General features: G+C 33.5%; 22 protein-coding genes. 15 read left to right on the forward strand and 7 right to left on the reverse strand.

What is annotated here, in order from left to right; genetic code table 11:
- Positions 1–106: 106 nt before the first annotated feature.
- The 4 genes from FA048_RS11145 to FA048_RS11160 all read left to right on the forward strand — a co-directional run bounded on the left by FA048_RS11145 (position 107) and on the right by FA048_RS11160 (position 4,136).
- On the forward strand, positions 107–739 hold the full coding sequence (locus FA048_RS11145) for a phosphatase PAP2 family protein (protein WP_136840823.1): 633 nt from the start codon (positions 107–109) through the stop codon (positions 737–739).
- 497 nt (positions 740–1,236) lie between these two features.
- Positions 1,237–2,613, forward strand: coding sequence for an exonuclease domain-containing protein (locus tag FA048_RS11150; protein WP_136840825.1), 1,377 nt, complete (start codon positions 1,237–1,239; stop codon positions 2,611–2,613).
- 223 nt (positions 2,614–2,836) lie between these two features.
- Positions 2,837–3,724, forward strand: coding sequence for an AraC family transcriptional regulator (locus tag FA048_RS11155; protein ID WP_136840827.1), 888 nt, complete (start codon positions 2,837–2,839; stop codon positions 3,722–3,724).
- On the forward strand, positions 3,711–4,136 hold the full coding sequence (locus FA048_RS11160; RefSeq protein ID WP_136840829.1) for a DUF983 domain-containing protein: 426 nt from the start codon (positions 3,711–3,713) through the stop codon (positions 4,134–4,136). Before FA048_RS11155 ends, FA048_RS11160 begins: the two co-directional genes overlap by 14 nt.
- Position 4,137: 1 nt before the next feature.
- Here FA048_RS11160 and FA048_RS19730 read toward each other — a convergent pair whose 3' ends face one another.
- On the reverse strand, positions 4,138–4,311 hold the full coding sequence (locus FA048_RS19730; RefSeq protein ID WP_169306860.1) for a hypothetical protein: 174 nt from the start codon (positions 4,309–4,311) through the stop codon (positions 4,138–4,140).
- 102 nt (positions 4,312–4,413) lie between these two features.
- On the reverse strand, positions 4,414–5,016 hold the full coding sequence (locus tag FA048_RS11165) for an LURP-one-related/scramblase family protein (protein ID WP_136840831.1): 603 nt from the start codon (positions 5,014–5,016) through the stop codon (positions 4,414–4,416).
- Between the two features lie 159 nt (positions 5,017–5,175).
- Here FA048_RS11165 and FA048_RS11170 point away from each other — a divergent pair, with 159 nt between their 5' ends.
- Positions 5,176–6,021: a CvfB family protein gene (locus FA048_RS11170; RefSeq protein ID WP_136840833.1), complete on the forward strand. Its 846-nt coding sequence runs from the start codon at positions 5,176–5,178 to the stop codon at positions 6,019–6,021.
- A gap of 226 nt (positions 6,022–6,247) precedes the next feature.
- Positions 6,248–6,445: a cold-shock protein gene (locus FA048_RS11175; RefSeq protein ID WP_136840835.1), complete on the forward strand. Its 198-nt coding sequence runs from the start codon at positions 6,248–6,250 to the stop codon at positions 6,443–6,445.
- 76 nt (positions 6,446–6,521) lie between these two features.
- On the opposite strand, the gene FA048_RS11180 is transcribed toward FA048_RS11175, so the two are convergent.
- Together FA048_RS11180 and FA048_RS11185 are read right to left on the reverse strand one after the other, a co-directional pair.
- Complete coding sequence (locus tag FA048_RS11180) at positions 6,522–6,983, reverse strand: hypothetical protein (protein ID WP_136840837.1); 462 nt, start codon at positions 6,981–6,983, stop codon at positions 6,522–6,524.
- 181 nt (positions 6,984–7,164) lie between these two features.
- Complete coding sequence (locus tag FA048_RS11185) at positions 7,165–8,610, reverse strand: ATP-dependent DNA helicase (protein ID WP_136840839.1); 1,446 nt, start codon at positions 8,608–8,610, stop codon at positions 7,165–7,167.
- A 53-nt stretch (positions 8,611–8,663) separates the two neighbouring features.
- Here FA048_RS11185 and FA048_RS11190 point away from each other — a divergent pair, with 53 nt between their 5' ends.
- The 3 genes from FA048_RS11190 to coaD all read left to right on the forward strand — a co-directional run bounded on the left by FA048_RS11190 (position 8,664) and on the right by coaD (position 10,695).
- On the forward strand, positions 8,664–9,482 hold the full coding sequence (locus FA048_RS11190) for a DUF3822 family protein (RefSeq protein WP_136840841.1): 819 nt from the start codon (positions 8,664–8,666) through the stop codon (positions 9,480–9,482).
- On the forward strand, positions 9,473–10,015 hold the full coding sequence (locus FA048_RS11195; RefSeq protein ID WP_136840843.1) for an RsmD family RNA methyltransferase: 543 nt from the start codon (positions 9,473–9,475) through the stop codon (positions 10,013–10,015). The genes FA048_RS11190 and FA048_RS11195 overlap by 10 nt, the downstream gene beginning before the upstream one ends.
- Positions 10,016–10,233: 218 nt before the next feature.
- Positions 10,234–10,695, forward strand: coding sequence for a pantetheine-phosphate adenylyltransferase (coaD, locus tag FA048_RS11200; RefSeq protein WP_136840845.1), 462 nt, complete (start codon positions 10,234–10,236; stop codon positions 10,693–10,695).
- Here coaD and FA048_RS11205 read toward each other — a convergent pair whose 3' ends face one another.
- On the reverse strand, positions 10,696–11,304 hold the full coding sequence (locus tag FA048_RS11205; RefSeq protein ID WP_136840847.1) for an NUDIX hydrolase: 609 nt from the start codon (positions 11,302–11,304) through the stop codon (positions 10,696–10,698).
- A gap of 283 nt (positions 11,305–11,587) precedes the next feature.
- Between FA048_RS11205 and pyrE the strand changes: the two genes are divergently transcribed.
- The 6 genes from pyrE to FA048_RS11235 all read left to right on the forward strand — a co-directional run bounded on the left by pyrE (position 11,588) and on the right by FA048_RS11235 (position 22,174).
- Positions 11,588–12,250, forward strand: a complete 663-nt coding sequence (gene pyrE, locus FA048_RS11210; protein ID WP_136840850.1) for an orotate phosphoribosyltransferase — start codon at positions 11,588–11,590, stop codon at positions 12,248–12,250.
- Positions 12,251–12,262: 12 nt separating this feature from the next.
- Positions 12,263–12,661: an SRPBCC family protein gene (locus tag FA048_RS11215; RefSeq protein ID WP_136840852.1), complete on the forward strand. Its 399-nt coding sequence runs from the start codon at positions 12,263–12,265 to the stop codon at positions 12,659–12,661.
- Positions 12,662–12,998: 337 nt separating this feature from the next.
- The gene (locus tag FA048_RS11220) at positions 12,999–15,626 is read left to right on the forward strand and encodes an alpha-L-rhamnosidase (RefSeq protein ID WP_225872531.1); all 2,628 of its coding nucleotides are present in this window, start codon (positions 12,999–13,001) and stop codon (positions 15,624–15,626) included.
- Positions 15,627–16,018: 392 nt separating this feature from the next.
- Positions 16,019–18,622: an ATP-dependent chaperone ClpB gene (gene clpB, locus FA048_RS11225; protein ID WP_136840857.1), complete on the forward strand. Its 2,604-nt coding sequence runs from the start codon at positions 16,019–16,021 to the stop codon at positions 18,620–18,622.
- A gap of 244 nt (positions 18,623–18,866) precedes the next feature.
- Positions 18,867–19,547, forward strand: coding sequence for an outer membrane beta-barrel protein (locus tag FA048_RS11230; protein ID WP_136840859.1), 681 nt, complete (start codon positions 18,867–18,869; stop codon positions 19,545–19,547).
- A 98-nt stretch (positions 19,548–19,645) separates the two neighbouring features.
- The gene (locus FA048_RS11235) at positions 19,646–22,174 is read left to right on the forward strand and encodes a carboxypeptidase-like regulatory domain-containing protein (protein ID WP_136840861.1); all 2,529 of its coding nucleotides are present in this window, start codon (positions 19,646–19,648) and stop codon (positions 22,172–22,174) included.
- 26 nt (positions 22,175–22,200) lie between these two features.
- Here FA048_RS11235 and FA048_RS11240 read toward each other — a convergent pair whose 3' ends face one another.
- Together FA048_RS11240 and FA048_RS11245 are read right to left on the reverse strand one after the other, a co-directional pair.
- Positions 22,201–23,859, reverse strand: a complete 1,659-nt coding sequence (locus tag FA048_RS11240) for a M28 family metallopeptidase (protein WP_136840863.1) — start codon at positions 23,857–23,859, stop codon at positions 22,201–22,203.
- A gap of 87 nt (positions 23,860–23,946) precedes the next feature.
- Entirely contained in the window at positions 23,947–25,155 is a 1,209-nt protein-coding gene (locus tag FA048_RS11245; protein WP_136840865.1) for an MFS transporter, read from the reverse strand.
- Positions 25,156–25,246 lie beyond the last annotated feature (91 nt).

The raw sequence follows: 25,246 nt of genomic DNA on the forward strand, positions 1-25,246 counted from the left end.
ATCATTAAGAATGTCTTAGTACTAAACTAGGACATTTTTATTTTAAGCCTCAGCTAAAAATATTAACTTAGATTTTTTTACAAATCAAATAAGCGAAGAAACTTAGATGCGCATTAACCGTAATTTTTTATTTATTTCTCTTTTTACGTTAATCATCACTTTTGTAATTTTAAGTATATTAGTTATTCGTCATCCAGTACCTGCACTAGATATCTCTATTTCCTTATTTATTCAAAAATTTCATTCAGACACGCTGGATAAAATAATGCTAGCGATTAGCTTCTTTGGAGAATTACCTTGGTCTTTATTGATGGTTTTGGTTGTTGCAGCTGTATTTTTTTTATTTAAATATCGAAGAGAATCCTATTTTATTACCTCAATTTTATTATCTGGATTAGTTATTTTAGGAATTAAAAGCGTCATAGATAGACCAAGACCTACTGCTTTTTATGTTCGTTTGGTAGAAATTAATAGGTTTCAAAGCTTCCCGAGTGGTCATGTAATGTCTTATGTATTATTCTTTGGTTTCATAATTATATTAATGAAAACAATGAAAAATATCCCAGCTAATACAAGAAAATCAGTAATTTATATTTCTGCTTTTTTAATGGTAGCCATTCCTTTTTCGAGAGTTTACTTGGGTGCACATTGGCCTAGTGATACGATAGGTGGATTTATTTTAGGACTAATTTGCTTATTTCCGCTTTGCTACTTTTATTTCAAAAAGAAACGGGGATAAAGCCTTGGCCCCATCCCCGTCATCTAAATTAACGCTCTCGTATATATAGACGCTCAATATTTTAGATTATTGTATAATCAAAAAAAAATTTCCTACTCCTAACAGCTATAAGCCAGTTCCATTACCCTAATCTCTACCAATTCCGCGTCATTGCTGTTGTTAAAGTTCTTTTGTAATTATTAATAATTAAAAGCTAAAAGGAGATTGCCACAGCCGATGAAAAATCGGCTTCGCAAAGACGATGAAAATTATCAGTTTCTTCATTGTGACCTAGTGATTAGAAAAGCTTTAAAAAAGAGACGGAGATAAAACCTAAGTCTTATCCCCGCCATCTAAATTAACGCTCTCACATATATAGACGTCTATTTTTTAAGTTTATTATACTAACCTTAATTTTTTTTAAACTTTTTTTATTCCTATCATAAGCAGCACAGCTAGTGAATAATTTTATTTTATTACTAATTTTTTTAGCATATATTTGTTAATCATTAATTAATATGTTGTACGCAGTTGTAGATATCGAAACCACCGGAGGCTATGCAGCAGCGCATGGCATTACAGAAATTGCCATCAAAATTCATGATGGTGAAATAGTTATCGATAGCTATGAAACACTAATTAATCCAAATCAACACATTCCAGTCCATATACAGGCACTAACTGGAATTGACAATGAAATGGTTGCTAATGCACCTGATTTTAAAGAAGTTGCTGATGAAATTTATAATTTATTACACGATAAAACTTTTGTAGCACATAACGTAAATTTCGATTACTCCTTTATTCGCCACCATTTAGATGCCTGCGGTTATACCTTAAATATTAAAAAGCTCTGTACTGTAAGGCTAAGCAGAAAAATATTCCCAGGTCTCCCCTCCTATAGTTTGGGCAAGCTTTGCAATTCATTGGCTGTTCCCTTAAACAACAGACACAGAGCTGGAGGAGATGCAGCTGCTACAGCTATTATACTAGGAATGCTAATTGCCAAAGACGAGGATGGATTAATAAGCGATACCTTAAAAAAGACCTCTAAAGAACAAACTTTACCACCTAATTTACATCGCTCTGAAATTGATAAATTACCAAATTTACCCGGTGTTTATTATTTTAAAAACGAAAAGGGTAAAGTAGTATATGTTGGCAAAGCAAAACAATTAAAAAAGAGAGTTTGCACTCATTTTAGCGGAAATAGCATCAGTATGCAAAGGCAAAACTTTTTAAGAAGCATACATAGTATAGATTTTCAAACTTGTGGTACAGAATTAATGGCTTTTATTTTAGAAGCTGCCGAAATTAAAAAACTTTGGCCAGAAAATAATAGGGCAATGAAACGCTTTGAACAGAAATACTCATTGTATCATTTCGAAGATCAAAATGGCTATATCCGCCTCGGAATTGATAAATATAAAAAAAATGGCGCTGCACTTTATAGTTTCAATAACTTATTAGAAGGACATCAATTGTTAAGAACAATGATAGCAGATCATAAACTTTGTGAAAAACTATGTTTCATTCAAACGTTAAAATCAGCCTGCACTGGCCACTCTAATGGTACTTGTCAAGGTGCTTGCATTGGCGAGGAAAGCACTGCTCTTTATAATTTTAAGGTAAAGCGAGCCATTGCGGCATTACAAAACTTATTACCTTCTTTTGCATTAATAGACAGCGGCAGATCAGAGGATGAAAAAAGTTGCTTATGGGTAGAAAAAGGTAAATTTTACGGCATGGGTTATATCTCGGATTATGTAGACATTACTGATTTAGAAACCTTAAAATCAGCCATTATACCCTACCCATCGAATGACTATATTATGAATATGATCCTATCTCATAGCTCTCAATTTCCACAAAAAACTATTTCATTGGCTTTTTAAGTAAGTAATTTGTTTTCATTGTAATTGTTGCTAGTTATGTTTACATATAGATTAATTTATACAGTGCTGTCATTCCGACTTTGGAGGAATCTAATAGTAAAAAAATTCAATTCTGAAATTCTTCGCTTCGCTCTGAATCGTAAAAACCTCTAATAAGTAAAAAGTACCATTTTAAATAAAGATTATACCTTTAATGAAAGGTTATTAAATGGTACTTTTGTATATGAAATCTGATATTCCCATTTACGATATTCAAAACTTTAAAGCCTATAAAAATGATGGCATTTTAGTGAGTAGATTTGGGTATTATTCAAAGCAACATCAGCACTTACATTCTGCCCATAGACATTCATTTTATCATTTGGTATTTTTTACCGAGGGGGCAGGAAAACAGCAAATAGATTTTAAAAAATTTGATGTAAAACCAGGTTTAATTTATTTTATGATTCCTGGTCAAGTTCATAGCTGGGATTTTAAAACTGAGCCAGAAGGTTATATCATCAACTTTTCTAGTGATTATTTGAGTTCATTTTTATTAAAACCAGACTATTTAGAAAAATTTGATTTTTTTAGCGGACAACCAGATCTTCAAGTCCTCACGTTGCCAATAACTGTTCAACATATCATTGCTTTAATTTTTGAAGACATTTTAAAAGAAGGACAGAATGAACAACCTATTGATGACGATTTAGTAAAGACATTGCTTTTAAGACTATTCATTGAAGTTTCTAGATCAACTGATTCATCTCAAAAATCAATACACAATTCTTACAATCATACCCTACTTAAAAGTTTTCAGCATTTAATTGAGCAGAATTATGAAAAACTAAGGTTACCTAAAGAATATGCAGCATTATTGTACATCACCCCAAATCATTTAAATGCTTTATGCAATGACTTTTTAGGTATTTCTGCAGGCACTTTAATAAGAGAAAGAGTAATGCTTGAAGCTAAACGTTTATTGATCAATCTTGATTTAATGGTTGCCGAGATTGCTGATAAGCTCAATTTCGATGATCAGTCTTACTTCATTAAATTTTTTAAAAAGTATGAAGGCATTACACCAGAAAAATTTAGAAAATTAAACACCACATATCATGGAACCAAATAAAGAAAAAAATGAATTATATATTTCACAGTGGAGTGCATTTGTAAATGCTAAATGTCCTAGATGTAGAGTTGGCAAAGTTTTTTCAGGCCCTACTTACGGTTTTAAAATTCAGAAAATGAATGAGGTATGTCCTCATTGCAACTTGAAGTTTGAGCGTGAACCCGGATATTTTTATGTTGCAATGTTTGTGAGTTATGCCATGAACGTAGCAGAGATGATTACTGTAAGTGTAGCTGCTTATATTTTTGGCTTAAAATTAGAGTATGAGAATTTATGGTATTTCGTTTTGCTTTTGTTCGCTACTACGGTAATGTTCTCTCCGTTTAATTATAGATATTCTAGAATAGCACTATTGTATTGGCTTTCGCCAGGTTTAAACTATGAACCAAAAAGAAGTGTGACAAAAAGTTAAATTATTCTGACTGCCCGTTTCCGTTCTCTTCATGCTGAATTTGTTGCTCTGCTTTAACATTGCGTTTTTTGATGTATTTTTCTACAACTGGAGTAGCATGTGCACTTTTAGGTGCTTCCGGAGTTTGATGAGCAGCATTGGCTTCATCTTTTTTAGCTGAATCTGATGAGTTCATAACGTTGTTTTAAATCTATTAGTAAACAATCACCTATCTTAAAAAGTTTGATTTCAAGATCATTAAAGCAAAAAAAGCTCAGTTTTAAGTCTGAGCTTTTTTTTATTTACTTTCTTTCAAAACCATATCTATAGTTATCGCGGTAGCAACAATAGCTACCTTTTTATTATTTTCAGCATAATTTGGATCGATAGAGACGTTGTATTTATCTGCACTGGTAAAAATTTCTTTCATTGCACCAGCCCATTTTTTGCTAATTTTTCCCATATCTTCTCCTGTCGCATTTTTAATTGTGAAATTCCATGCTTTCCAATCACCGGTAATCTGCGCTATATTTTCTCCAGTAGAAGGATCATTAATTAGGAAGGTTGGTTTAAAGAACTTAAACTTCTGCTTAATATGGCCAATTTCTGCTCCATTAGGGTCAGTAACAATAATTTTAGACATCCAGAATGTCCATCCTCTTGTTATTGTTGCTTGTAATTGGTCATTAACATCTGTAATTTCCAATTGAAATGGCATCATTGCTTTATTAATGAGCAAGGTTAAAATTTTATGCCATCCGGTCATGCGTTGTTTAATAGCACCAATTTGAACGCCAAGTTCATTGTAAACTTTATACTCGTTTGTAAACTTTAAGAAGCTTACCTTCTCGTCGATAAAATATTCATCGCCGAGGAAAAATGTAGGAATTTGTTGACTCATTAATTTAGTTCGCTATTGGTTTATTTCGTCTAAATTAATTATTTTTCTTTTCAATGAGTATAAAAACCACTTCATATTTACCAGCTAAAGTTTATGTAACTTTGCATCCAATAAATAAAATAGCTATTGAAGAAAATAGCTTAACTCAAATAACAAAAAATGATAGAAATAGGAAAATACAATGACTTAAGAATTGTAGCAAAAAACAGTGACGGATTAAGCTTAAGTGATGGGGATAGAGAAATTTTACTACCCTATATGCATGTTCCAAAAGATGCTGAACTAGGTGACACCCTTAAAGTATTTGTATTTGTAAATAAGGATGGCAATACAATCGCAACTACACAAGAAGCTTTTGCAGAAGTAGAAAGCTTTGCTTTTTTAACAGTTGTAGATGCCAACGATGATGGTGCTTATTTAGATTTAGGTATAGGAAAAGATGTTTATGTACCAACTCGTGAGCAAAAAAGAATGATGGAAATTGGCGAGAGCTATGCAGTGTTTGTTTACTTAGATGAAACTAACAACAGAATGCTAGCCTCTTCTAGACTTGATAAATTTATTGAAGAAGATGATTTTGACTTTGATGAAGGAGATGAAGTAAGTTTATTAATTAGTGAAAAAACCGATTTAGGCTTTAATGCGATTATCAATAACAGATATATTGGTTTGTTATACCATAATGAATTATTCTCTAACCTAAAACCAGGAGAGCGACGTAAAGGCTGGATTAAAAAAGTACGTGTAGAAGGTAAAATAGATTTAACCTTACAACCAACAGGTTACGGACATATACTTGACACCAAAGATGTTATTTTAAAAGAATTAAAAGACAATGGAGGTAAAATTTCTTTGGGCGATAAAAGCACACCAGATGAAATTTATGAACGTTTTCAAATTAGCAAAAGTGCATTTAAGAAAGCTGTAGGTGGTTTATATAAGGAAAGAAGAATAACAGTTACTGACGATGAGATTAAAATTGTTGTTGATCACTTTGCTGATTAAACTTTTAAGAAAAAAATTTCACCTTAAAGCAAACCATTTAACCGATTTAAGCGTATAAATATATAGTAGAATTTTCTACTTAAGGGAGTTTTTTGTGAGGTGTGGCTTGAGAGAGCCATACCTTTTTTTATATTTATTAGTTATTATAGTGTAATTGTATCAAAATAATTTAACCTTTTATATTGAAATTGTTATCTTCACTTTTTAATTTAATAAAAAAGAAGTTATGACAGGTACAGTAAAATGGTTTAATGATGCAAAAGGTTTTGGATTCATTACCCCAGAAGAAGGCGGCAAAGATATTTTTTGTCACCATTCTGCATTAGGAGGCACAAGATCTTTGCAAGAAGGACAACAAGTTGAGTTTGAAGTGAAAGAAGGAAAAAAAGGTCCAGAAGCTGAAAACGTAAAAGTAGTAGGATAAGTAATAAAATTTTTATTTATTTATTTGATGCAAAAAATGCCATTGCCTTTAGGTTAATGGCATTTTTGGTTTTTTCTTATTTACAATCGTTAAATGATTGAAAGACCGGCTTTAATTTACTTACCAAATCAATTAATGAAGGAGGCGTTTTTCCGTATTCAAAAACTACCTTTTTTGTTTTACCATTACTTGTTATTTCTACATATTCTGAACCACCATCTGCACAATCTGGGCAACCGATCACATCAGGAAGATTACTTATAGCATTCATATCTATGCTTTTACGAAGAGCTGTTAAGGTTACTTCATCTAATTCTTTTGTGCAAGTTTTTGTATCCGGATTATTTCCATTTTTACTCTTCGCAAATGTTGCTTTTGAACCATTTAAAAGGATTTCACGTTGACAATAATCTACACACATGCCAAAAGATGTGCCATATTTAATTGTTGCTGTTGTGGTTAAATCCTGGTTTTTACATGAAAATGTAATTATGCTTATCAAAATAAATGTGATGTAAAGAAAGTTTTTGTTCTTCATGGTTTTAAGATTTGGTTAACACTATGATTTTTCTAATTGTAGCAAAGTCCGTGCCTTTAAGCCTAATTGCATGATTAGCTGATAGTTTTGATAAGATATAAATTAGATTCCTTGGCGCTGATTCGCAGATTTAGCGTTATGATTTTTAAACGCAAATAAAACTGTGCATTTGCGGTTACTTTTATTCTTCTTGGTTCGTTGCAAATAAGTTTTGCGCAAAATTAACCAAGAACAGTTCTTTCTTTGCTCTAGTTAATGCAGTGTACAACCAACGTAAAAAATCTAGGTCAATCATTTCATCTGTTAAGTAACCTTGATCTACAAAAACGGCATCCCATTGTCCACCTTGTGCTTTATGGCATGTAACAGCATAAGCAAATTTAATTTGTAAGGCATTGTAATAAGGATCATCCTTGATGGCTTGCATTTTTTCTCGTTTGCTATTTAAATGATCATAATCCATCATTAAACCTTCAAAAAGCTGTTTACTTTTTTCATAAGGTAGATTTGGTGTTTCTGCTTGCAGCGTATCTAAAATTATTTTACAGGTGATTGTCCCCACTTCTGGAAAATCTAAAAACTCTAAATTAACTTCTGCAAACCTTAAACCGTAACGTTCCTCTTCCCTACGCACCCGCACTACCTTAGCCATATCTCCATTGGCAATAAATGATGCCTTTGGGTTTTCTGGCAACCAAAAATAGTTATTACGAACAACCATAATCTGGTCTCCTCCACTTAATTCTTCATCTCTATAAAGTAACCTAGCTCTAATCTGGTTGTTATAAACATTTGCAGATTTATTTGAACGACAAACAACGAGTGAATTCTCAATCCCAAATTTGCTGTATGCATATTCTAAACCCTCTACAAGTTTAATACCTGTCATGCTAAAAATATCCCTGTAGCTTTTGGTTAAGAATTTTGGTAATTCTTTTTCTTCCTCCTTGTATTCATTAATCAACTTTCTCAGCATTGTTGCATTTGCCAAAATACCTGATTTTTTTTCTTGCCTTACCACTTCTTGAAGTTCAACTGCAGTAACTTTTAAACCAAAATTATCTTGTAGGTATTTCTCATTCAATGCCGGACTATCGGTACTCCCTACAGGTGGTAATTGAGCCGTATCTCCAACAAATAACAAAGAACAGTTTTTATCTTTTCCTGCTGGGCCTACCTGAAATACAAATTCTATTAAATCTTTTAAAAATGAAGATCCGTTTTGCTGATTCCATTCGTCTGCAATCATAGAAGCCTCATCAACAATAAATAATGTATTTTCTGCTAAGTTTGGTGCAAGTTGAAAAGCCATCTCGGTAGAAACAGCACTACGTTTTCTGTAAATTTTTTTATGGATAGTTAATGCAGTTTTCTGGGTATAACTGCTAATTACTTTTGCCGCTCTTCCAGTTGGCGCCAATAAAACAACATTTAATTTAAATTGTGGTAAAGCTTTAACCAATGCAGCTACTGACGTTGTTTTACCAGTACCGGCATATCCTCTTAAAATAAAGCATTTATTGGTTTCATTTTGCCCTAAAAACGATGTCGCTTTAGTGCAAAAAACCAATTGTTCTGCAGTAGGTTGGAAAGGATATGATTGAGCAATGATATTGACTTTATCCATTTCACAAAGATGCAATGGGAATGTTATAGAAAAAAGTTATTTTTGCCAACATAATGGATAATAAAAACAGCATATTATTAATAGATCCAACTTTTGACCCGGCAAGTGCACCATCTTGTAATTTGTTGGTAAAAGTGGGCTCAAAAAGTTTCTCTTATGCAATAGTTAATACAGAAACTAAAAAGGTAAATGCTGTTTTTGATGAGCAGGAGTGCGAAAATGGGGCAAAAAAATTAATTGATCGCTTAAAGACAGACATTTATTTGGGCTTGCCTTATCAGGAAGTAAAAATTGCTGTACATACGCCAAATTCAATTGCTATTCCTCTTGAGCTATATACAGCAGATAATTTAAGCTCAAATGCACAATTTTTCACAGAAAATCATTCTGGAAATTTATATGTAGCACATCAATCTCATTTTGGCTTTAATACTATTTTTTCCTTACCAACAAATACTGATGAGGCAATTAACTTTGCTAGTGGAAAGAAATACCATGAAAATGCTGGTTTACTAGCATTAGCAGAGCAGATGAAGGAAACTGCTTTAGTTTTAGATTTTACTGTTGGTTCGCTAAGTATAATCTATCTCAACAACAATCAAATTATTTTTCAGCAATCTTATGAGATAGATGACATTCAAGAGTTTAACTATTACCTTTTAGTGATGATTAATCAACTTAACATTAATGCTTCATGTAATATCTATTTAACTGGAATTGTTCATAAAAATGATGAAAAGTACAATTGTTTATTAAAATACTTCAATACAATTCAATTTCTAACTATTAACAACAGTTTAGATCAACAAGTTTTAGACGACATGCCTGCTCATTATTATAGCAGCTTATTAGCCCTTTACCAATGCGGATAATAGGTGGAATTTTAAAAGGAAGACAATTTAATGCCCCGGCAAATCTTCCTGTAAGACCAACAACAGACATGGCGAAAGAGGCTTTGTTTAATATCCTTAATAATACTTATGATTTTGATGAATGCGATGTCTTAGACCTTTTTAGTGGCACTGGAAGCATTTGCATAGAATTTGCATCGAGAGGGATTAAGCATGTAACAGCAGTAGATAAACACCCCGGTTGTGTAGCCTGGATAAAATCTGTTGCAGAAAAATTTGAATTAACTCAAATAGAGCCGCAAAAAGCTGATACTTTTAAATTTTTAGAGAAGGATAATCATCAATATAACATCATTTTTGCCGATCCACCTTATGACTTACCAAACATTCCGATGATTCCTCAGTTAGTGATGAAGCATAATTTATTAACAGCTAATGGAACTTTAATTGTTGAGCACCCACCATTTCTAAAATTAAATCAATTGGCGGGCTTTACAGAAGTAAGAAAATATGGAAATAGTTCTTTCAGCTTTTTTGAGAAAGTTGAAGGATAAACCTAGAGTTGCACACAAAACATAAAGAGTTTGCTTTTTAGTCTGTGGTCAGTGCATAGCCAATTTTCATCAGCTTTGGCAATTTCCTACTTACTACAGCAGGTTAACGCTTTTGAGAGAGTAGATTGCTTCATTCCTTGCAATAATGCGGCGGATAACCTTTAATCTTCCAGACTTTCCTGACTCCGGACTTCTAATTTTTATTTTATATTTACGCTATGAAAATCGCATTATTTCCAGGTTCTTTTGACCCAATTACGATAGCTCATGTTGATATTTTAAAACGAGCATTGCCATTATTTGACCGTATTATAGTTGGAATTGGGTTAAACAGTTCAAAGCAAAACTTTCTTTCTGCAGAAAAAAGAGAAGAAATGGTGAGAACAATTTTTGCTGGAAATGAAAATGTTGATGTTCAACTGTATGAAGGATTAACTGTTGATTTCTGTAGAAAAATAAATGCAAAATACATGGTGAGGGGTATTCGTTCTGCATCTGACTTTGAATATGAAAGAGCAATAGCTCAAATTAATCAAACGATGATGCCAGAAGTAGAAACCATTTTATTGCTAAGCAAACCAGAATATTCTGCTATCAGCTCAACCATTGTGAGAGATATTTTAAGAAACAACGGAGATGTAAGTCCGTTTGTACCTAAAGAAGTAATTGAGTTTTTGTAGTTACACTAAACCCTCTGCCTTCAGTACATCTAATATTAAGGGATAAGTATTTTTCATTTTAACTTTAATACCTAATGGCGCAACCCAAGATGCGGTGGTAATTCCTTCTTCCTTTTGTGGTATTAGTTTTGGGCTTCCTTTAACTTTCATCTTGTACCAAGTTGTACGTTTTAGAATTACCTTACCCCCAAGCTCATAAATATGATAAGTTTTACATAAACGTTCTTCTCGTTTTTCTATCTCTACACCACATTCTTCTTCTACCTCTCTCACTGCGGTATCTTTAACTTTTTCACCCTTCTCAACTTTCCCTTTGGGTAAATCCCATTTTTTATTCCTAAAAATAAATAAGAAATCACCGTTGCTATTTGCAACCAACCCTCCTGCGGCTTTTATTAACGTTAATTTTTTCTTGATCTTTTTAAACAACTCTTTAGGATCTCTATCAATTAAAGCATAATGTTTATTACCACCTTTTTTAAGGGTTTTATAAAATTCTAGAAAATTAAAATCAGTTGTTTCTAATTGTTGGATTTTTTCTACTTGCTTAGGTATAGAATCTGCAATAAACAAAGTATTGTTATTGATATAAATTCGGTAGCTCTTCATATGAGGTAAAGTTCTTAATACGGCGACTTTGTTTAAATACAATACCTAGAGGTTTGTTTAAATTTTAAATCAACTGTAGGTTTTAAAAGTATTAAAAAAATTATGAATTTAAATAAATAAACTGCGTTATTTAAATGATAACTAAGGTTTTTTAATGTTTTTGCAAAATATTAGCAAATCAAAACACTCTGTTTCAATCAGTTGGATTTCATCTTTTTATAAATATTAATATTCCAAGGAAAACAAAGCCTTATCATTCATATAAATTAGTTATTTTTGAAACATGTATAATAAAAGTGATATTGAATTAAAGGTAGCTGAATTTTTATTACAAATTAAAGCAATAAAACTACAACCAAATCATCCGTTTACTTGGGCATCTGGCTGGAAATCGCCAATTTATTGTGATAACCGCATTACGCTTTCACATCCATCTGTTAGAACTTATATCCGTCAGAAATTAGCACAATTGATCCAAGAAGAATACGGTGCTGTTGATGTAATTGCTGGAGTTGCAACTGCTGGTATTCCACAAGGAGTTTTGGTAGCTCAAGAATTAGGTTTACCATTTATTTATGTGAGAGCTAAAGCAAAAGAACACGGTACTGGAAGCTTAATTGAGGGTGAAATTATTGAAGGGCAACGCGTTGTTGTTATTGAAGACCTAATCTCTACAGGAAAAAGCAGCTTACAAGCTGTTGATGCTTTGCGTGCTGCAGGTTTATCAGTTGCTGGTTTAGTTGCTATATTTACCTATGGTTTTGATAAAGCTGACGAGAGTTTTGCAGCAGCAAAATGCCGTTATTCAACACTTTCAAATTACTCAACATTAATTAGCTATGCTGCAGAACATAGCTTTATTGCACAAAACGAAATAAATTTATTGAACAAATGGCGTGAAAACCCTTCAGAATGGGGAAAAGAAACGATCGGTTCTAAAATATAACACCTTTTTAATATGACAATTATAGAAAGCTCAGTAGAGATTGGGCTACCAATAGATAAAGTATATAATTTCTTAGAAGATTTAAATAACCATCAGCAATTAATGCCTGATAATATTTACAATTGGTCTTCTACAGCCGATGAGGCTAGTTTTACAATTCAAAACATGGCGAAATTAGCCATTAAGATTTCTAGTCGTTTACCAAACAGCGAAATCACTGCTGTGCCGACAGAGAAACCGCCTTTTGATGTAGAGTTAAAGTGGACTGTGGCACCTAATGATAATGGTGGCACAACTGCAAAACATATTATTTCAGCAGATTTGAACATGATGATGAAAATGTTGGCAGCTGGTCCACTTCAAAAATTGGCCGACCACCAAACGCAAAAATTAAAAGAAATTTTAGGATAAATTGACTAATTGATTTTGAATGAAATTAAACAGTCTCTCAGTCCTCAATCCTTTTTGAAAAAAGAAATAATAAAGAAAATTATAAAAACAAAAAACGCGAGTATAGTATTAAAAATGTAGGTAATTAGCTTAATCATCTTTTATTTGATACGTATACTCCTAAAAGGTTTAACAAGAAATAAAAAAAAACACTTCTTTAGCAAGAGGTGTTTTTTTTATGCTTCAGATTTAGATTGAGCCACACTCATTCTTTAATTCATTTTTAATACCTTAGTATTCAATAATCCTTTATAAAATGCTAAGTAAATCTTTAAAACTATCTTTTTTTATTCTTTGCATGTCTCCACTGTTAACCTTTGCTCAATCTGCAAATGTTATCGCTTTAAAGACAGAATACTTAACTAATCCTATTGGTTTAGATAATCCAAACCCTCGTTTTACTTGGCAAATGGATGATAATAGAACGGGAGCAAAACAAACAGCCTTCAGAATTTTAGTAAATACAGATTCTATTGCGCTAGCCCAAGGAAAAGCTGTACAATGGAACACAGGCTGGTTACAGACTAGCTCTTCACTAAAAACTTATATTGGGCAATCACTAAAACCTTTTACTAAATATTATTGGAGAGTTGATATTGCCGATCAAAACAAGGTAAAATCTACCAAAATAAAAATTGCAAGTTTCGAAATGGGCATGATGAATGGCAAAAATTGGCAGGGTTCATGGATTTCCGATAATCAAAATATACAGCAAAAGCCTGCCCCCTATTTTAGAAAAACATTTGAAATTACTAAAAAAATAAAATCAGCTCGTGCCTACATTACCACTGGCGGATTATATGAACTTTCTTTAAATGGAGATAAAGTTGGTAACCACAGAATGGATCCCATGTATACCCGTTTCGATAGAAGGAATTTATATGTTACTTATGATGTTACCAATCAAGTAAAAGCTAGTAAAAATGCAATTGGTGTACTTTTAGGAAATGGTTGGTATAACCATCAATCTACTGCAGTTTGGGATTTTGAAAAAGCCCCTTGGCGAAACAGACCAACTTTTTGCATGGATTTAAGAATTACTTACACAGATGGAACAACAGAGGTTATTAAATCTGGTAAGGATTGGAAAACAGCTTTAAGTCCAATAATTTTCAATAGCATTTATACTGCAGAGCATTATGATGCCAGGTTAGAACAAAAGGATTGGAACACGGCTAACTTTGATGATAGTAAATGGAAGCGAGTAATTTATCGCTCTGCTCCTTCAGATAAAATAGTAGCTCAGGCCTTACATCCAATTAGAAATGTAGAAGAAATTGCTGCTAAAAGCATTAAAAAATTTAATGATACTACTTACCTATTCGATTTGGGTAGAAACATTTCTGGTGTTAGTAAAATTAAACTCAATGGTCCAGAAGGAACAGTTGTTAAATTAAAGCATACCGAAAGACTATATCCAAATGGCAGAGCTGATATGTCTAATATCGATGTCCATTATCGTCCTACAGATGACAAAGATCCTTTTCAAACTGATATTTTAATTTTAAATGGCAAGGGCGAACAAAGTTTTATGCCTCATTTTAATTACAAAGGTTTTCAGTATGTTGAAGTAAGTTTAAGCAAACCCTTAGACTTAAAAAAAGAAGATTTAGTTGGTTATTTTATGCATAGCGATGTACCAATTGCAGGAAGTGTAAAAGCATCTGACCCATTAATTGACAAAATTTATTACGCCACCAATAACTCTTATTTATCTAACCTTTTTGGTTATCCAACAGATTGTCCACAACGAGAAAAAAATGGATGGACTGGAGATGCGGCAATTGCTATAGAAACAGGATTATACGGCTTTGATGCCATTACAATCTACGAAAAGTGGTTAGCAGATCATAGAGATGAGCAACAACCGAATGGTATTTTGCCTTCAATTATCCCTACTGATGGTTGGGGTTATGAATGGGGAAATGGGCCAGACTGGACCAGTACAATTGCAATTATCCCATGGAATATTTATCGATTTTATGGAGATGAAAAATTATTGGCCGATTGTTATGACAACATCCGTAGGTACGTAAACCATATTGATGAAACTTATCCTACAGGTTTAACATCTTGGGGTTTGGGAGATTGGGTTCCTGTAAAGTCTGTATCTCCTGTTGAGTTAACTTCAACATGTTATTATTATGCTGATGTTGTGATTTTAGCTAAAACAGCTAAACTTTTAGGCAAAACTGACGACTTTAAAAAGTATACTGCATTAGCTAATAAAATTAAAAATGCCTTTAATGCTAAGTATTTAAATAGAACTACAGGAATTTACAACAAAGGGCTACAAACAGAGTTGAGTGTTCCACTCTTTTGGGGAATTGTTCCTGACGATATGAAATGGAAAGTGGCTGAGAATTTAGCTAAACAAGTAGAAGCAGATAATTTCCATTTAGATGTGGGATTATTAGGTACAAAAGCCATTTTAAATGCATTAAGTGAAAATGGTTATGCAGAAGTTGCTTATAAAGTAGCTTCACAAAAAACTTTTCCAAGTTGGGGTTGGTGGATTGCCAATGGTGCAACAACTTTATACGAAAACTGGCCAATAGATGCGAAATCTGATATTTCTATGAATCACATTATGTTTGGAGAAATTGGTGCATGGCTATATAAAGCACCAGGTGGCATCAAGCCGGATGAGAACCAACCCGGATTTAAAAATGTAATACTACAGCCTCATTTTGTAGCTGGGCTTGATGCTTTTGAAGCTACTCACGATGGGCCTTATGGAAAAATTGTTTCTTCATGGAAGAGAACTCCAACAGGAATAAGTTATAAAGTTGTAATTCCAGCAAATTCTAGCGCAACAATTAAACTAGATATGATTAGAGGATTAGATATTACAGTTAATGGGAAAGTTATGCCTAGTGGAACCTTTAATTTGCAAGCTGGAGAATATGTGATTGAACTGAAATAATTAATAATGCAGCTAAAACTATCTTAATTTGTCCGTTGGCTTAAGTCAACGGAATGAATTCTAAACAATGCTAAATTATTAATTGTCATCGATTTTAACTTGAAGTTTTTATGCAATTTGCTAGTTATCAGTCACATCCCAAGAGCTACTGGCTTTGTTATATAAACCTTATTGGAATGAATCCCGATTTTTCATCGGGAGAAATGTAAAGAAGGGCTGGATTGCCAAAGAACCACTAACATTCTTTTCCTAAAACCTTATCAATCAGACATTTTTTCAGTATAATTAACTTATTTACAGTCAATTAGACACAATAAAAATATTCTTACCGACAAAATTTCCGATTGCTGATGCGAAATAGCTGTGGCATTTGTTTTGAATGAAAGCAAAATATGAACTTCAACAACTTTACAATCAAAGCACAAGAAGCTATCCAAAAGGCTTCAGAAATAGCGCAGGGCAATCAGCAACAAGCTATTGAAACTGCACACTTATTAAAGGGTTTGCTAACTGTTGATGAAAACGTGGTTTCTTACTTGCTAAAGAAACTAAATGTAAACCTTAATGTGGTTGAGCAAAACTTAACCGCAGCTATAGAAAAATTACCAAAGGTAACTGGTGGGGATGCTTATTTGTCATCGAATGCCAACACAGCATTACAAAAAGCGCAATCTTATTTAAAAGAATTTAAGGATGATTTTGTTTCGGTTGAGCATTTGTTATTAGGCTTATTGGCTGTTAATGATGCAACTTCAAAATTATTAAAAGAGCAAGGCGTTAACGAAAAAGACCTTAAAAAAGCGATAATTGCTTTACGTGGAGACAATCGGGTAACCGACCAAAACGCTGAAGCAACGTACCAAGCTTTAAATAAATATGCCCGCAATTTAAATGAATATGCAGAAAGCGGAAAATTAGATCCAGTTATTGGTCGTGATGAAGAAATCCGTCGAGTAATTCAGATCTTATCTCGTAGAACAAAAAACAATCCGATTTTAATTGGTGAACCAGGCGTGGGTAAAACTGCCATTGCAGAAGGTATTGCCTTTAGAATAATTAAGGGTGATGTACCTGAAAATTTAAAAAGCAAAACGGTTTATTCTTTAGACATGGGTTCGCTAATAGCTGGTGCAAAATATAAGGGTGAATTTGAAGAACGTTTAAAAGCCGTTGTTAAAGAGGTTACGCAAAGTGATGGCGACATTGTTTTATTTATTGATGAGATACATACTTTAGTTGGTGCTGGGGGTGGTGAAGGCGCAATGGATGCTGCAAATATTTTAAAACCAGCTTTAGCTAGAGGAGAATTACGTGCAATTGGCGCTACAACTCTAGATGAGTATCAAAAATATTTAGAAAAAGATAAAGCTTTAGAACGTCGGTTCCAAAAAGTAATGGTTGAAGAACCAGATACGCAAGATGCAATTTCTATTTTACGCGGTTTGAAAGAGCGGTACGAAACACATCACAAAGTTAGAATTAAAGATGAGGCTATTATTGCTGCTGTAGAAATGTCGCAAAGATATATTGCGGATCGTTTTTTACCAGATAAAGCGATTGATTTAATGGACGAAGCGGCATCGAAATTACGCATGGAAATGGATAGCGTTCCAGAAAATGTAGATGCCTTGGACCGTGAGATTATGCGTTTGGAAATTGAGCGTGAAGCCATTAAACGAGAGAAAGACGATAAAAAAGTAAAAGAGCTTTCTCAAGATATCGCCAATTTATCAGCGGAGCGTGATGAATTAAAAGCAAAATGGCAAGGTGAAAAAGACCTGGTTGATGCGGTTAATAATCAATTAGAGCAGATAGAGGCTTATAAATTAGAGGCTGAACAAGCTGAGCGTGCTGGAGATTATGGCAGGGTTGCTGAAATCCGTTACGGAAAAATTAAAGAGGCTCAGGATAAAGTTGAAAAACTGAAAGTTGATTTAGAAAGTCAGCAAAGCGAAAGCAGAATGCTTAAAGAAGAAGTTACTGCTGATGATATTGCGGGTGTAGTTGGGCGTTGGACGGGCATTCCTGTTACGAAACTGATTGCAAGTGAGCGTGAAAAATTATTGAATTTGGAAGACGAGTTACACAAACGTGTAGCTGGACAAGATGAAGCAATTGAAGCAATTTCTGATGCAATTCGGAGGTCTAGAGCAGGTTTGCAGGATAAACGTAAACCAATTGGTTCATTTATCTTCTTGGGAACAACCGGTGTTGGTAAAACAGAATTGGCTAAAGCATTGGCAGAATTTTTATTTAATGATGAAAATGCAATGACTAGAATTGATATGAGTGAATATCAAGAAAGACATGCAGTTTCTAGATTGATTGGAGCGCCTCCAGGATACGTAGGCTATGATGAAGGTGGACAATTGACCGAGGCTGTTCGAAGAAAACCTTATTCTGTTGTTTTATTAGATGAGATAGAAAAAGCCCATCCTGATGTATTTAACATCTTATTACAGGTTTTAGATGATGGTCGTTTAACTGATAATAAAGGCCGTGTGGTGAATTTTAAAAACACGATTATCATTATGACCTCTAACATTGGTTCTCATTTAATTCAAGATAATTTTAAAGCATTAGATGATGAAAATCGTGATGAAGTAATTGCTAAAACTAAGAATGAGTTGTTTGAATTGTTGAAACAAACCATTCGCCCTGAATTTTTAAACAGGATTGATGAGTTGATTATGTTTACTCCTCTGCAAAGAAGTGAAATTAGAAACATTGTTGATTTACAGTTTAAACATGTTCAACAAACCTTGGCAGAGATGGGCATAACTATGGAAGCAAGTGTTGAAGCTTTAGATTGGTTAGCAGAATTAGGTTACGACCCTCAATTTGGTGCCAGACCATTGAAAAGAGTAATTCAGAAAAGAATTTTGAATGAGTTATCTAAGTCAATCTTGGCCGGAAAAGTGGATAAGGATAGTAAGATCAAACTTGACATGTTCGACCATCAGTTTGTGTTCTTGAACGAGAATAAAAAAAAGTAAATAATATTGTTGGTCTGGATTTGCAATCCAGACCTTTATAATAGAGGATTTAAAATCCTTTGCTAATAAAATCGAGATTGCAAATCTCGACTAACCACAAAAATAAGCCCCAGGTTCTATGGGGCTTATTTTTTCGCTCTGATTTTCAATACGTTAACTTAATTTTCAGTTACAAAACTAAAAAAATAGTTATTATTTGGTTTTTTATTTTTATTATTGATTTAAACTTAAAAAACACACACAAATGAAATCTAAATTATTAATCATGGGCGTATTATGCGCCGTTGCGTTCACGGCTAACGCACAAACAGAAAAGGGTAAAAGTTTAATTAATGGCGCTGTTGGATTTAGTACAAATAAAAACGAAAGTAATTCTACAGGATTTTCCCCAACTAATCAAAAGTCAACTTCCTTTTTTGTTACACCTCGTCTCGGTTATTTTGTTGCCAACAATCTAGTTATCGGCTTAGGACTAGGCTACACTCAAAATAATAATACCTCCAGTAGTATTAATGTCAATTCACCGAACATTATATATTACAATCAAACGTCTAAGCAACACACTTATAGCATTAATCCATTTTTAAGAAAATATGTAGATATAGTCGACAAATTCAAATTCTTCGGCCAGTTTAATGTGGGCGTCGGATTTGGCAAAGTCGATAACAAATATGAATATAATACCCAAACTACTGGTACTACAGAGAACAGTAGTAAATTTACATCATACAATGCTGCTATATCTCCAGGTTTTGCATTTTTTCCTTCAAAGAGATGGGCAATAGAATTCAGTTTTCCATTATTAAATTATAACAAGACTAAACCTAAAGATGAATCTACAAATGTTGTTTTATCAACTGATGAATCGTTTACTTTTGCAACGAGTTCATTCAACCCAAGCATCGGTTTTAACTTTCATTTCTAACACGTAATAATAAATGCCTCTGATTTTCAAAAATCAGAGGCATTTCTGTGTTAAAATTTTAGCAATTAGTTGTAATTTAGTTTTATAACTTTAGCTTAATGCAAAAAAATCATCTTAAAGCCCTTTTCTATTTGGTGTTGTTCGTATTAACCTTTTTTCAAACCGCATCGGCTCAAATCATTAACCAGCGAGCGAAAATAATTAAGGAGTATGATAGCATTAGGAAAGTTGCTCCGAGAGAAAAACTTTATATCCATTTTGATAAAACCACTTATTTACCACAAGATACAATTTGGTTTAAAGGGTACTTAGTGAACGCTACTCTTAACTCCTACTCTCAGTTAAGCGGTTTAATTTATACAGAAATGATAAATGCCAATGGCGAAGTAGTAGAAACCTTAAGCTTACCAACTGCGTTAGGCCTAACTTGGGGGGCATTTGCATTAAAAGAAGAAAGATATCCGCCTGGTAATTATATTTTTAGGGCCTACACTAATTGGATAATGAATTTTGGAGATACCTACATCTTTAAAAAGGAGATTAAAATTTTATCAGTTGATGCTCCTATACCTATAAAAGTTGTTAAAGGCCAAATAACAACTGAAAAAAAACCTTCAACACCAACAACTAACAAGAGTTCTAAATCGGAAATTGATATACAATTTTTACCGGAGAGTGGGTCATGGCTTGCTGATTTACAACAAAAAATGGCTTTTAAGGCAATTGATAAAGCTGGAAAAGGCATTGAAGTTAAAGGTGAAATCTTAGATTCGAGACGAAATAAAATCACAAGCTTTAAGTCGAATTCCCGTGGGATGGGTTATTTTACCATGGTGCCACAATCAACTGAAGTGTATACTGCAGTAGTTGCTGATAATTTTTCATTTACAAAAGTTCGTCCCAAACCCCAATTAAATGGAACTACAATACAACTTGGAAATACCAATAAATCTGATTCATTATCAATCACCCTTATTTCTACTTTGCAAAACCAACCACTTACTTTAGTTGGACAGGCTCGAGGTGTATTATGTTTCATCGCACACATTAATGCTAATGTGCAAAGAAAGACTATCAAGGTTTCGAAAAATATCTTTCCAACAGGTGTTGCACAAATTGTTTTAATGAACGACAAAAAACAAGTGCTAAATGAAAGAAATTTCTTCCTCAATTTTAATGATCAATTACAAGTTAAAACAAGTTCGAAAGTATTAACATATGGCGTTAGAGACAGTATTCCAATTCAGATTAACGTAACCGACATTACTGGAAAACCGGTTGCTGCTTCTTTTTCTATGGTAGTTACCGATGATAACCAAGTAACGAAAGACACTTTAAATGATGAGAATATCTTAACCTATCTTTTAATGACTGCTGACCTGAAAGGTGAAATTGAAAAACCTGGATATTATTTTAACCAGAAAAACGAACAGACATTTAATGATTTAGATGCATTAATGTTAACCCAGGGTTGGGTAAGCTACAATTGGAATTTAAGCAAAAAACCAATATTCAAAGCCGAAAAAGAATATACCATTAGTGGAAAGGTCACAAATATTATGAATAAGCCAAGCACAAATGCAAAAATCACCATGCTTGGCAAAAATAAACCAACTGTTATAATGGATACTCTAACCAATCAAAATGGAGAATTCGTTTTTGATAAGCTACCCTTATTAGATAGCTCCTCATTTATCATTCAGGCATTAAATGCAAAAGGGAAAACGGGTACTTTGGGTATTGAGGTTAATACTTTTGAAAGGCCATCGATCAATATTGCTAAAAAGAATATTGATGAAGAAAATGAAATAGTAGATAGCATTGCAGTAGAGCGAATAGCTACAAAAAATCAAGTTTATCAAGCTGCCTTAAAAAATGGAATATTGTTAAGAGAAGTGAAAATAACTGGCAAAAAAGTAATCAGAGGTTCTAAGAATTTAAATGGTGCGGGAATGGCATCGCAAATTCTTACAGAAGAAAGCTTAGCGCCAATATATAAAAAGACACTTCTTCAGGCACTACAAGAAAAAGTAAAAGGATTTAGAGAAGGAACTAGGAGAAAATCTAACATCAGAGATTTTTTTGTAAACAGTGATCAAGCAAAGTTCATTTTTGATGGAATTGAAATCGATTTTTTCTATTCTCCATCAGGATCCTCAGGTAATAGTCAAGAATATTACGATTATGTCAAGGCTTATCTTGATTATTATAATGCAGAAGATATTAGAGGAATTGAAGTGCTTTCTGATGGTTACAGTTTCAAATATAAATCTGAGTTCATGCACCCTATGGATGAAAGAATGTATTCATTTATAGAAATTACAACAAAAACAGGAGCTGGACCTTTTCTAAAAAAATCAGCTAATATTTATTTATTAAAGCCTATTAACTACGGTAGTAACAAAATGTTTTATAGCCCGAGATACACCAGTGCTACAAAGACTGATAAGTATCCAGATTATAGATCTACAATTTATTGGAACCCAAATATTTTAACCAATACCACTGGAGAAGCTCATATATCCTTCTTTTCTGCAGATAAAAAAGGCACTTATACTGTTTGGTTAGAAGGAACAGATACTGAGGGAAATTTGGGTTTTAGCACGCTAAAATTAACTATCAAGTAATAATACCTGATAGTTAATTCAGCAATTTACCTCATACTTTTCTCTCTTATTGCTTTAAATTCAGAACCCTCTTTCCATCCAGGGAATGTAGTTTCATTGCTCAAGCGATACCCAACGCTAAATAGTAATCTTATATCTTCTACCATACCAGAAAAATCCCATTTAGCTGGTTCAAAATTATCCGCTGGGGCGTGATATCTATTTTTAGTATAATCTTCTTTCTGTGCTTTTCCGTAAGTTAAACCTTGTGCAACATTATCATCGCCTGTTTCTGTATATAAAGCAGGTATACCCACTTTTGCAAAGTTGAAATGATCTGACCTAAAGTAATAACCTGCCGAAGGATTACTGTCTTTAACGACAACCCTACCCTGCTTTTTAGCAGCTTCAACTAAATAATCTTCTAATTCCGATTGTCCGAAACCCACAGCAATGATATCTCTTGTCTTTCCACTAGCTTGTAGTGCATCAATGTTGATGTTAGCCACTGTCTTATTTACCGGAACTAATGGATGAGAGCCATAATACTCCGAGCCTAATAGTCCTTGCTCTTCAGCGGTTACAGCTAAGAACATAATTGAACGTTCTGGTTGCTGCTTAGCTTTCTTAAATGCATCTGCTAAAACCAGCAATGCTGCTGTTCCAGTTGCATTGTCAACTGCTCCATTATAAATAGAATCACCGTTAACAGCTTCTCCTTTGCCTAAATGGTCCCAGTGGCCAGAATAAATAATATATTCCTCTGCTCTTTTCGCTCCAGGTAAAACTGCAACCACGTTGTGTGACACAGATTTTTTAATGGTATTATCAATTGTAGTAGAGAGTTTTAAACCTAAATCAACAGGTTTAAATCCGATTTTCCCTGCTTGTTTCATCAAGTCATCAGATTTACCAGCCATTTTAAACATTGCTTTTGCTACATCTTGGGTAATCCAACCCTCCATTAATGCTCTTGATTTATTTCCATCAGCAGCTTCTAAATACAATTTTGATTTAGACCAACCACTTCTTACCACTGCCCAAGGATAACTTGCAGCTTTGTCTTCATGAATGATAATCACGCCTGTTGCACCTTGTCTCGCAGCTTCTTCAAATTTGTAAGTCCAACGCCCGTAGTAGGTCATTGTTTTACCTTTAAATAAAGTAGAATCTAAAAATCCTGGATCATTAACCATTACTACTACAGTTTTACCTTTTACATCTAAACCTTCATAATCATTCCACTTGTATTCTGGTGCTACAATTCCATATCCAGCAAAAACCATATCAGAGTTTTCTACTTTAATTTGGGTTGTTACATGCCTGCTTGCCCCTACAAAATCATCTAAATATTTTAAAGTGGTAGCAGTATTTCCAGCAGCAGTTTTAATTACTAAATCGCTAGGTTTAGAACTGATATCAACCATAGGTACTTCCTGAAAATAACTATCACCATTACCTGGTTTTAAGCCTAGCTTTTTAAATTCTGCCTCTAAATAGTTGATTGTTTTTGTTTCACCAACAGTAAATGGTTTTCTGCCCTCAAAATCGTCAGAGGCTAATACAGCAATGTGTTTTGATAAAGCAGTATCATTTATTGCTTTTAATGCAACTGAATCAGAAGAATCAGCACCAGTTTGTGAAGCTTGTTGGCAGGATGAAAAATAAACCGCAACTGTTAATAAACATAGTATTTTACGATACATAAAATTGTTTTTAGTTAATTATTGAAGTTAGAAAAATTAAGTCATAAAAAACCGTCGCAATTAAACATTTCATACTAATGCCTTCGCTTATATCTTTTTGGTATTTGTTAAATTAGGTAAGAAAGCCGTTAGTAAACCTATTAAAGGTAAAAATGCACAAACATTATAAACATAGGTGATACTAGTTGAATCTGCCAATTTACCAAGCAATGCAGAGCCAATACCACCCATCCCAAATGCAAAGCCGAAAAACAGACCTGCTACCAAGCCTACCTTTCCAGGGATTAATTCTTGGGCATACACTAAAATTGCAGAAAAAGCTGATGCTAGGATCATCCCGATGGGAACAATTAAAATACCTGTCCAAAATAAATTAGCATGAGGCAACAATAAAGCAAATGGTGCAGTGCCTAAAATAGAAGCCCATATCACATACTTACGACCGATTTTATCACCAATTGGGCCACCAATTAATGTTCCAGCTGCAACCGAAAAAAGAAATATAAATAAGTAAATCTGTGAGGTTTGTACAGAAACATGAAATTTCTGAATTAGATAAAATGTGAAATAGCTTGTTAAGCTGGCCATGTAAAAATACTTTGAGAAAATAAGGATCAATAAAATTGAAATCGCAAAAACAACTCTTCTTTTGCTCAAATTATGACCAATACTTTTTGCCTGACTTTTAACATTCTCTCTTAATCTAATTAAATAACCCTTGTACCAATTACCCACATAAGTTAAAACTACCATTGCCAATAAAGCAATTAGTGAGAACCACACAACACTAAACTGTCCATAAGGAACAATAATCCAGGCAGCTAACAATGGCCCTAAAGAGCTTCCAGCATTACCTCCCAGTTGGAAAACCGATTGTGCCAAACCTCTTTTTCCTCCAGATGCAGCATGGGCCATTCTCGAAGCTTCTGGATGAAAAATCGAAGAACCTGTCCCTATTAAAGCTACAGACAATAAAATTATATAAAAACTAGATGATTGAGAAAGTGTAACTAAACCTATAAGTGTAAACCCCATTCCTGTTGCCAATGAAAATGGTTGAGGCTTTTTATCTGTATATAAACCAACAAACGGTTGAAATAAGGAAGCTGCCATTTGAAAAGTTAATGTGATTAAACCTATTTGGGTAAAACTTAAATGATAGCTACTTTTTATAATTGGATAGATTGCCGGTATTAAAGATTGTATCGTATCATTTAATAAATGAGAAAAGCTAAGGGCAAAGAGTATTGGTAAAACTGTTTGTTCAGCTAGTATTTTTGGTGTAGAAGTGTTCATTCGCATTCGTTTATAGGGCAAATTTAGAAATTTAACTAAAGGTTAAAGGCTATGTTTCTACATAATTACGTCAAATAAAAATGCCCCCAAT

This window comes from Pedobacter polaris (assembly GCF_005116505.1).
Lineage (GTDB): Bacteria > Bacteroidota > Bacteroidia > Sphingobacteriales > Sphingobacteriaceae > Pedobacter > Pedobacter polaris.